The organism is Streptomyces rectiviolaceus (assembly GCF_039533825.1).
Classification (GTDB): Bacteria; Actinomycetota; Actinomycetes; order Streptomycetales; family Streptomycetaceae; genus Streptomyces; species Streptomyces rectiviolaceus.
In genome coordinates, this window is the sequence record NZ_BAAAUG010000196.1 from 1 (window position 1) to 8,526 (window position 8,526).

At 73.2% G+C, this 8,526-nt stretch carries 10 protein-coding genes; 3 read left to right on the forward strand and 7 right to left on the reverse strand.

Going from position 1 to position 8,526, the window contains the following annotated elements:
• Nucleotides 1-37: 37 nt before the first annotated feature.
• The 3 genes from ABD378_RS39790 to ABD378_RS39800 all read right to left on the reverse strand — a co-directional run bounded on the left by ABD378_RS39790 (nucleotide 38) and on the right by ABD378_RS39800 (nucleotide 2,034).
• On the reverse strand, nucleotides 38-631 hold the full coding sequence (locus ABD378_RS39790) for a sigma-70 family RNA polymerase sigma factor (protein WP_344529565.1): 594 nt from the start codon (nucleotides 629-631) through the stop codon (nucleotides 38-40).
• A 177-nt stretch (nucleotides 632-808) separates the two neighbouring features.
• A complete protein-coding gene (locus tag ABD378_RS39795; RefSeq protein ID WP_344529567.1) occupies nucleotides 809-1,540 on the reverse strand; it encodes a hypothetical protein in 732 nt (243 codons plus the stop codon).
• 233 nt (nucleotides 1,541-1,773) lie between these two features.
• Nucleotides 1,774-2,034: a hypothetical protein gene (locus ABD378_RS39800; RefSeq protein ID WP_344529569.1), complete on the reverse strand. Its 261-nt coding sequence runs from the start codon at nucleotides 2,032-2,034 to the stop codon at nucleotides 1,774-1,776.
• A gap of 144 nt (nucleotides 2,035-2,178) precedes the next feature.
• Here ABD378_RS39800 and ABD378_RS39805 point away from each other — a divergent pair, with 144 nt between their 5' ends.
• Complete coding sequence (locus ABD378_RS39805; protein ID WP_344529571.1) at nucleotides 2,179-3,126, forward strand: erythromycin esterase family protein; 948 nt, start codon at nucleotides 2,179-2,181, stop codon at nucleotides 3,124-3,126.
• Between the two features lie 38 nt (nucleotides 3,127-3,164).
• Here ABD378_RS39805 and ABD378_RS39810 read toward each other — a convergent pair whose 3' ends face one another.
• The 4 genes from ABD378_RS39810 to ABD378_RS39825 form a co-directional block, all read right to left on the reverse strand.
• Nucleotides 3,165-3,986, reverse strand: a complete 822-nt coding sequence (locus ABD378_RS39810; RefSeq protein WP_344529573.1) for a lysophospholipid acyltransferase family protein — start codon at nucleotides 3,984-3,986, stop codon at nucleotides 3,165-3,167.
• Nucleotides 3,983-4,774, reverse strand: a complete 792-nt coding sequence (locus ABD378_RS39815; RefSeq protein WP_344529575.1) for a GNAT family N-acetyltransferase — start codon at nucleotides 4,772-4,774, stop codon at nucleotides 3,983-3,985. The genes ABD378_RS39810 and ABD378_RS39815 overlap by 4 nt, the downstream gene beginning before the upstream one ends.
• Nucleotides 4,775-4,845: 71 nt before the next feature.
• Complete coding sequence (locus tag ABD378_RS39820) at nucleotides 4,846-5,634, reverse strand: ABC transporter permease (RefSeq protein WP_344529577.1); 789 nt, start codon at nucleotides 5,632-5,634, stop codon at nucleotides 4,846-4,848.
• Entirely contained in the window at nucleotides 5,631-6,548 is a 918-nt protein-coding gene (locus ABD378_RS39825; RefSeq protein ID WP_344529579.1) for an ABC transporter ATP-binding protein, read from the reverse strand. The genes ABD378_RS39820 and ABD378_RS39825 overlap by 4 nt, the downstream gene beginning before the upstream one ends.
• 153 nt (nucleotides 6,549-6,701) lie before the next feature.
• On the opposite strand from ABD378_RS39825, the gene ABD378_RS39830 reads away from it, so the two are divergent.
• Nucleotides 6,702-7,358 (forward strand): response regulator, encoded by a 657-nt coding sequence (locus tag ABD378_RS39830; RefSeq protein ID WP_344529581.1) that lies wholly within the window; start codon nucleotides 6,702-6,704, stop codon nucleotides 7,356-7,358.
• A gap of 79 nt (nucleotides 7,359-7,437) precedes the next feature.
• On the forward strand, nucleotides 7,438-8,526 hold a 1,089-nt coding region (locus ABD378_RS39835), incomplete at its 3' end, for a sensor histidine kinase (RefSeq protein ID WP_344529583.1).

An 8,526-nucleotide genomic window follows, 5' to 3' on the forward strand; every position in this document is an offset into this window, starting at 1 on the left:
GCCGCCCGGCGTCCTTGCCGGGCGGCCGTACGGCGCGTCAGGCCGCGGCGCCCACCAGCGCGGGGCGTTCGGCGTCCCGCAGCCGCTCCATCAGGGCGATGCGGGCCCGCGCCACGCGCGAGCGGACCGTGCCCACCGGACAGCCGGTGAGCAGCGCGGCCTCCGCGTAGGGCAGCCCCAGGAGCTGGGTGAGGACGAAGGCCTCACGCCGCTCGTCGGGCAGCGTCGCGAGCAGGTCGGCGAGGACCACGCCGTCGTCGAAGCCCGGCAGGCCCCTCGGCTGGGCCCGCTCCGCGGCGCTCTGCCAGTCGTCCGTGTCGGACAGACGGGGCCGGGCGGCGGCGTGCCGCAGGCTGTCGATCACCGCGCGCCGGGCGATGGAGAGCAGCCACGTACGGGCGGACGAGCGCCCCTCGAAACGGTGCAGGCTGCCGAGGGCCCGCAGGAACGTGTCCTGCGTCAGGTCGTCGGCGGCCTGTGGGTCGCCGCCGAGGTACGTCACGTACCGGCGGACGTCCCGGTGCAGGGCTCGTACGAAGTGCTCGACCGCTTCGGGGTCACCGGCGCGGGCGGCGAGCGCCCAGGCCGTTATCGACTCGTCGGGTGAGCTGGGCAGGGCAGGAATGATCACCTGGTGTCCTTCTCGGGAATCCGGGACCCGGAACGCCGTAGGTACAGCCGTAGGTACATACGTGCGTCCGGCGGGTCCGGTGAGGGGGGTACGGCCGCGCAAGAGTGCGTACGGCCGATGCCCGAGCCGTCGGGCCGCGCGGCGTGGCGCGCGGGAACGGCGTCGGGGAACCAGCTGTCAGGCGACAGCGGTCCCGGCGGGCGGACCCCGAGAAGTGATGGCGTGCGCGAGAAGCAACTGCCGCGGCCGGCCCGCCGAACGGTGGCGATGGGGCCGGATGCGGGGACGGTGGGCGGGCGTGGGCAGCGCGAGAGGCATGCGCAGCGGAGCGACGAGCCACCCGGCGAAGGAGCGCGCGACACGGAAGACCGCGCGTTCGCCGTGCGCGAGCCACAGGCCGCAGAGCAGGGCGGCGAGAAGGTGGGCTGCGAGCATGCCGGTCGGCGACATGCCGCTCATGTCGTGGCCGCCGCCCATGTGATCCATGTGCTCCATCGGGGGCATGGCGGGCATGGGCGTCGTCCCCGACGCGGGCATCGGCGCGGACATGGCCGAGCCTTGGCCCTTCCCCGTGGAGCCGGCACCCGTCGGCGCGGCGCAGAGCATGTGCTGCGCCCACCGCCGCACGAGCGGCACTCCGCCCGAAGGCTGCGTGGCGGCCTGCGCCAGGGAGAACCCCGAGTGCAGCGCGGCCTGCGCGGCCACCACGACGGAGACGACGAGCGGCAGCCCCCGCTCGCGCCCGGCCAGCATCCACGCCGTGCCGCCGACCCCGACGGCTCCGGCACCCAGCGTCCACCAGGGCACCGAGGTCCCCGACATCATGACGTGCCCCAGGGCAGCGAGCAGCACACAGGCGGCCGCGAACACCGCAGCCCGTACCGCGCGAGAACACCACCCAGCAGTCATGGCGGGGCCATCCTTGCATTCGCGCCACTTCTTTCACGGACGGGTACGCGAAATGAACCGCGTCCGCTCATCCGCCCGGCAGGTGTGAGCCACGGCACATCGCCCCGGGGGAACTAGACCGTCCCCCGCCCCGACCCCTGGGGGGAGCCTGAGAGGGAGAACTAGGGGCTGCCGCCCTGCGGGAAGTGCAGCGTGAACGGGACCGAGTCGCCCACCCGCCGCCACGCACTCCGTCACGGCGCACCGCGGTGCGGCTCCCGCGTCGAGCCCGAGTGCATGTCCCCCATGCCGCCGCTTCCATGGGATCCGCCGCTACCGCCGCCACCGCCTTCGCCGGGCTCCTGCTCCGTCCCCGTCCCCGTCTCCGTCTCGGTCCGCTGCATGCCGGGCGCGTCCGGTCCGACGGCCGCCCCCACGGCGTACGACACCGCGAAGATCACCGCGAGCAGCGCGAGGAACCCGCAGAGCAGGGGAAGTCGGGGGCGATCTCTCATCGCCGCTCTCCTGACACTCGTGAACGCGACGGCACGGAACCGTCGCGCCCGCGCCTGTTCAGGAGTCGGCCGCGGAGGGGCTCGAGTTCCCGTGACGCCCGTCCCACTTGACCTCAACCAAAGTTCAGGATCGAGCCTGGCTCCATGAACGGGACACCAGAAGCAACCACCGGAGCGGCAGCCGACTGGCTGACCCGGCACGCCCATCCCTTCAACACCTTTGATCCCTATGCCGAGTTGGATGACCTGCGACCGCTCTCCGATGCGGTGGCGGGCGCCGAGATCGTCGCGCTCGGCGTGGGCTCCCGCGCCACCCATGAACTGTCCGTCCTCCAGCACCGGATGCTGCGCTTCCTGGTCGAGGAGCAGGGGTTCCGTTCCCTCGTCCTCGAAGGGGACGATCCAGCGCGGCTCGGCCTCGACTCGTACGTCCTGACCGGGGCGGGCGATCCGGCGGCACTGCTCTCCGAGGCCCGGTCCTTCCTGCGGACCGAGGAGATCCTCGACGTACTGCGCTGGATGCGCGCCCACAACGAACGCAACCCGCACGACCCCGTCCAACTGGCCGCGCTCTCCTCGCAGTCGCCGCCGCCCGGTGCCGGACTCGCGGAGATCGAGCGGGCGCTGGCCGACGACACGATCCGGTGGCACGAGCGCACCCGGCAGAAGACCGTCTACTGGGGCGGCATCGCCCACACGGCCGTCGGCGACCCCCGGACGGTGTCCTCCCCGGAGCCCCAGACCCACCGCAACGCGGGCGGCCACCTGCGTGAGCACTTCGGCAACGGCTACGCGTCCGTCGCGCTGACCTTCCACCACGGCACCGACCACCCGGTTCCGCCCGTGGAGTTCGCCGAAGCGGTACTCGGGGCGACCGACCTGCCCGCCTACTTCCTGGACCTGCGCGCGCGGCGTCCCGCCGCCGTCGACGCCTGGTTCGGCGCCCCAGCCAGAACCCGCCTCGTCGGCCCCTTCTACGACGCGCGCGAGGACGCCCGCCACCATCTGTCCGGCGGGTCCCTCACGGAGTGGTTCGACGCCGTGGCGCACGTCCGTGAGGTGACGCAGGCCAGGTTCCTCGGGGCCTCCTGAAGACGATCAGCCGGAGCCGGGCGAGCAGCCGGGCGCGCTCAGACATGAGCGGGCATCTCATGGGCACCGACGGCCGCTTGAGCCTCGGCGGCCAGCTCCCGGCGGTCGGTTCCGTGCAGCGAGGCGTGCGCGGTGACCCGCACGGTCAGGCCCCGGGCGCGGGCGACCCGGTGCAGCGACGCCCCGAAGGTCTCGTCGCCGAGGAAGGCGGCCGTGGTGGTGCGGGTGCCGTGCTGGTAGTAGCGGATGGTCACCGGTCGAACCGGCGCCCCCGCGTCGGCCGCCGCCTGGAAGGTGGCCCGGCGGAAACGGCCGCCGGACACGGAACACCAGGTCGTCGCCTGCGGGAAGACGAGGACGGAGCGGCCCGAGCGCAGCGTTGACGCCAACTCGGCTACGACATGCGGGAGTTGGCGTATCCCTTCGCGGTCGATGAACTGGGAACCGGCCCGCCGGGCGAGTGTGCCGATGACCGGCCACCCGCCCACCTCCCGCTTGGCGAGGACCGTCACCGGCTCGACGGCGAGCAGGCTGACGACATCGAGCCAGGAGATGTGATTGGCCACGATCAGGGTGCCGGGAAGAGGGCGGGAGCCGGGAAAGGGGCCGGGAAAAGGGCCGTTCACCGTCAGCCTCTTCGGCTGCTCCTCGACGCGCACGCCCAGCGCGCCCAGGATCCCCCGCGCCCTCGCCCGCAGCGCACGTGGCTCGGCGAGGCGCTCGCCCTGGGCCACGCCCCGCCCGATCTCGTACGCCAACGCGGCGTACCGGCGGGCCAGTTCGGGCGGCGGCACCCGCGGCGCCGAGCCTGTGACGCAGGCCGGGGTGCACAGCGCCGCCGGGGCTCCCGCGGGGCTCATTGTGTCTCCCCCAGGAAGTAGCGGCGGTAGCGGTCGCCGAGCCGGTCCATGTCGAGGAGGACGAAGAAGTCGGCGACGTCGAACTCGGGGTCGTGCGTGGGCGCCCCGCACATCCACGCGCCGAGGCGGAGGTAGCCCCTCAGGAGCGGCGGCAGGTCGGCATAGGCCGGCCGCTCCACCGGCGGCGCGGTGGGCACCCACGGGCGCCGGGGCTGCACCCGCAGCTCGGGCGGCGACGCGTGCCTGGACGTGCCGAGCAGCCAGGCGCTGGACGCCGCCTTGCCCCCGTCGGACAGCGGCACCGAGGCACAGCCCGCCAGATAGCGGTGGCCGGAGAGCAGGACATAGCGGGCGAGCGCCGACCACATCAGGTTGATCACGGCGCCGGAGCGGTGGTCGGGGTGCACGCAGGAGCGGCCCGCCTCGATCGTGGAGGACCGCAGCCCCTCCAGCGCACGCAGGTCGAACTCGCTGTCGGAGTAGGACCGCTCGGCCCGCCCGGGCGGCAGCAGGCGATAGGTGCCGACGACCTCGCCGGTGGTGGTGTCGGTGACGATCAGGTGGTCCACGAGGTCGTCGTAGGGGTCCACGTCGTGGCCGGGCAGGGAGGTGTGGAGCGTGGCGCCCAGCTCCTCGCCGAAGACGCGGTACCGCAGCCGCTGCGCGGCCCGGATCTGCTCATCGGAGTCGGCGATGGACGTGACGTACGAGCTGGAGATGGCGGGGGCGGCGGGAGCCGTGGACGCGACGCGAGCGGTGGGCGTCGATGCGGCGGATGTCGAGGGCATGACAGTTCCGGTCTCCGTTCGGGGAGGGTCGGTCGTGGGCGGAGGGGGGACGGAGGGGGACGGAGGAGGGCTCAGGCGTCGCGGCGCCCGAGGATCGCCGTGGCCAGGGTCAGGGAGGCGGCCGTCCAGGCCGCCAGGAGCAGCAGCCCGGTCGCGGGGCCGTACAGGTCCGCGTCACCGGTGAGGAACTGCGTGCCCACCGCCTGGGGCAGGAACTGCGCCAGGTTCGTGAGGAAGTCGAGGGGAATCGATTGGAGGATCGTCGGCACGATGAGCAGCAGCACGAACAGCACGGTGATGGCCCCGGCTGAACTGCGCACGATGGCCGCGAGGCCGATGGTCAGGACACTCATGAGCATCAGGTGAACGGCGATCGCAAACACCTGGCCCGCCACCTGTCCGAAGTCGGACGTCGACTCGTCCATGGCCGCCGCGCCCGCCACGACCCCGAGCACCGCGAGCACGAGTCCGGCGGCGAAAGTGACGGCTCCCACCGTGAGGCTCTTGGCGATCAGCAGGCGTGCGCGGTCCGGCACGCACTGGAGGGTGTTGGTGATGCTGCCGGTGGCGTACTCGCCGGTGACACAGAGCATGGCGAGACCGGCGACGACGAACTCGACGCCGAAGACGGTGGCGAGCGTCGCGGGGTCGGCGGCCGAAGCCCCCGCGTCGTGGGTGACCGCCCCGACGCACGCGGCCGTCACCCCCATCACGGCAGCAGCCGTGAGCAGGAAGTACCACGTCGAGCGGAGCGAGAACAGCTTGGTCCACTCGGCGGCCACGGCCCCGCGAAGGCCGCCGCCGGCCGTCCGCGGCGAGCCCGCCAGGCGCTGCTGCTGCCCGGAAGTCTGGGTGCTCACAGCCGGGCCTCCCCGAACTCGACGCTGCCCGCGGTCAGTTCCATGTATGCCTCTTCCAGTGACGCCTCGACGGCGCGCAGCTCATGCAGTCGTACGTGTCCTTCGTGGGCCAGATCGCCGACGCGTTCCGGCGTCAGGCCCGTCACCACCAGCTCGTTCGCCGAGACCCACTGGACGTCGCGCGCCTCCGGCACGAGCCGTCCCGCCAGGGCGCGCAGCCCCTGGGCCTCGGGCCCGCGCACACGGACCGCGTTGCGGGAGCCGCGCGCGAGAATGTCCTCCATCGGCGCGTCCGCGATGAGCCGTCCCTTGCCGATCACGACAAGGCGGTCGGCGGTGACCTCCATCTCGCTCATCAGATGGCTGGAGACGAACACCGTCCTGCCCTGCGCGGCGAGCGAGCGCAGGAAGCGGCGGATCCAGAGCACGCCGTCCGGGTCGAGCCCGTTGACCGGCTCGTCGAGCATCAGCACCTCCGGGTCGCCGAGCAGCGCTCCCGCGATGCCGAGGCGCTGCCCCATGCCGAGCGAGAACGAGCCCGCCCGCTTGCCCGCCACATCACCGAGCCCCGTGGCCTCGAGGACCTCGTCGACGCGGCGTGCGGGGATGCCGTGGCTGCGCGCCATGGCCAGGAGGTGCTTGTACGCGCTGCGCCGGGGGTGCACGGCCTTGGCGTCCAGGAGCGCGCCGACCTCCCTCAGGGGATGCGTGTGGTCGGCGTACCGCTTGCCCTTGATGAGGGCGGTGCCCGATGTGGGGTGGTCCAGGCCCAGGATCATGCGCATCGTGGTGGACTTGCCCGCGCCGTTCGGCCCGAGGAAGCCGGTGATCTTCCCGGGCGCCACCTCCAGGGACAGTTCGTCGACGGCGGTCTTCTCGCCGTATCTCTTGGTCAGGCTCCGCAGCGTGAGCATCGTTCCCCAACTCCCTCTCGGCGCCGACGTCTTCGGCCGCGTCGGCGGTGATGACAGGGACGCTACGAAGCGGCGCGGCCGGGGACAGGGGACCTTGGTCAGCACCTGCCCTGCACTTTCGTAAGGTCCGATGCCGCCGGGTAACGTGCCTGCATGATCCGAGTGCTGCTTGCCGATGACGAGGCGATGATCCGGGCCGGGGTGCGGGCGATCCTCGGCACCGCCGAGGGCATCGAGGTCGTCGCCGAGGCGGCGGACGGGCGCGAGGCGGTCGACCTCGCGCTCAGGCACCGCCCGGACGTCTGCCTCCTCGACATCCGGATGCCCCGGCTCGACGGCCTCCAGGCGGCGGCCGAGCTGCACAAGGTCGCGCCCGGGACGGCGGTGGCGATGCTCACCACGTTCTCCGAGGACGAGTACATCGCGAGCGCGCTCGGCTCGGGCGCGGCCGGTTTCCTGCTCAAGTCCGGCAATCCGCGCGAGCTGATCGCCGGGGTCCAGGCCGTCGCCGACGGCGGCGCGTATCTCTCGCCGTCGATCGCCCGGCGGGTCATCTCCCACCTCGGCGCGGGGCAGCTCGGCAAGCAGGCCACCGCGCGGGCCCGCGTCGAGGAGCTGACGGCGCGCGAGCGTGAGGTGCTCGCGCTGGTCGGGGCCGGTCTGTCGAACGCGGAGATCGCAGGGCGGCTGCATGTCGTCGAGGGCACGGTGAAGGCGTACGTCAGCCAGGTCCTGGCCCGCCTCGGCTTCAAGAACCGGGTGCAGGCCGCGATCCTCGCGTACGAGGCGGGGCTCGTCGGCGGGGAGTGAGCGCCCCCAGGGCCCGGGAGGGGCGATCCCCTACTTTCGTCGGGGGCGCGGGCCAGGGTTGATCGGCGATGCTTGGCGGATGCGCGGCATACACGGCTGGCTTCCCCGGCTCTTCGACATCGGGCTGTGGCTCGTGGTGTGCGCACCGCCCGTCTCGGCCGCCCTCGCTCCGGACGGACCTGACGCGGTCGTGGCGGCCGTGGGTGTCCCGCTGCTCGGGGGCGCCGCGGTGTTCAGCAGGCGGTGGCCGCTCGTGGCGCTGGCCGTGCCGGTCGCGCTGAGTCTGATGACGGACGCGGAGATGCTGACGCCCGCCTACTGGGCGGCGCTCGCCGTCTTCGGGTATCTCGCGGGCAGCCGCACGGTCGCGGTCCGTCCCGCGCTGTGGCTCTTCGGGGCGGTCGCCGTGGCCGGGCTCGTGCTGTGCGCGGTCGTGTCGAGCGATCTGTGGGGCTGGCCCTCGATGCTCCTGACGCTCCTGATCGGCGTGGTGCTGCCCTGGCTGCTCGGCCGCTACCGCCGTCAGTACACCGATCTGATGGCCACCGGCTGGCGGCTCGCCGAGCGCATGGAGGAGGAACAGCAGGCCGTCGCGGACCGCACCCGCATCCGCGAACGGGCCAGGATCGCGGGCGACATGCACGACTCGCTCGGCCACGACCTGACGCTCATCGCCGTCCAGGCGGGCGTGCTGGAGGTCGATCCCACCCTCGACGCACGCCGGCAGGCGGCCGTCGGCGAGCTGCGCGAGGCGGCGGGTGCGGCGACCGAGCGGCTGCGGGAGATCATCGGCGTGCTGCGGGCCGACGACGAAGTGCCGCCGAGGGCGCCGTCGGAGGAGAGCGCGGACGCCGTGGTCGAGCGCGCGCGGGCCTCCGGGGTCGAGGTCACGCTCGAACGGTCGGGGGCCACGCAGGACCTGCCGCCGATGGTCGCACTCGCCGTGCACCGCGTACTCCAGGAGTCCCTGACGAACGCGGCCAAGCACGCGCCCGGCGCTCCGGTCCGTGTCCGCCTCGCGCGGGACGGCGACACCCTGCGCCTGACGGTGGTGAACGGCCCGGCCACTGCCGGGCGACTGCCCGGGGTGGCATCCGGCGGCAGCGGCCTGGTCGGCCTCGACGAACGGGTGCGCCTGGCCGGCGGCACGCTGCACGCCGGCCCGGCG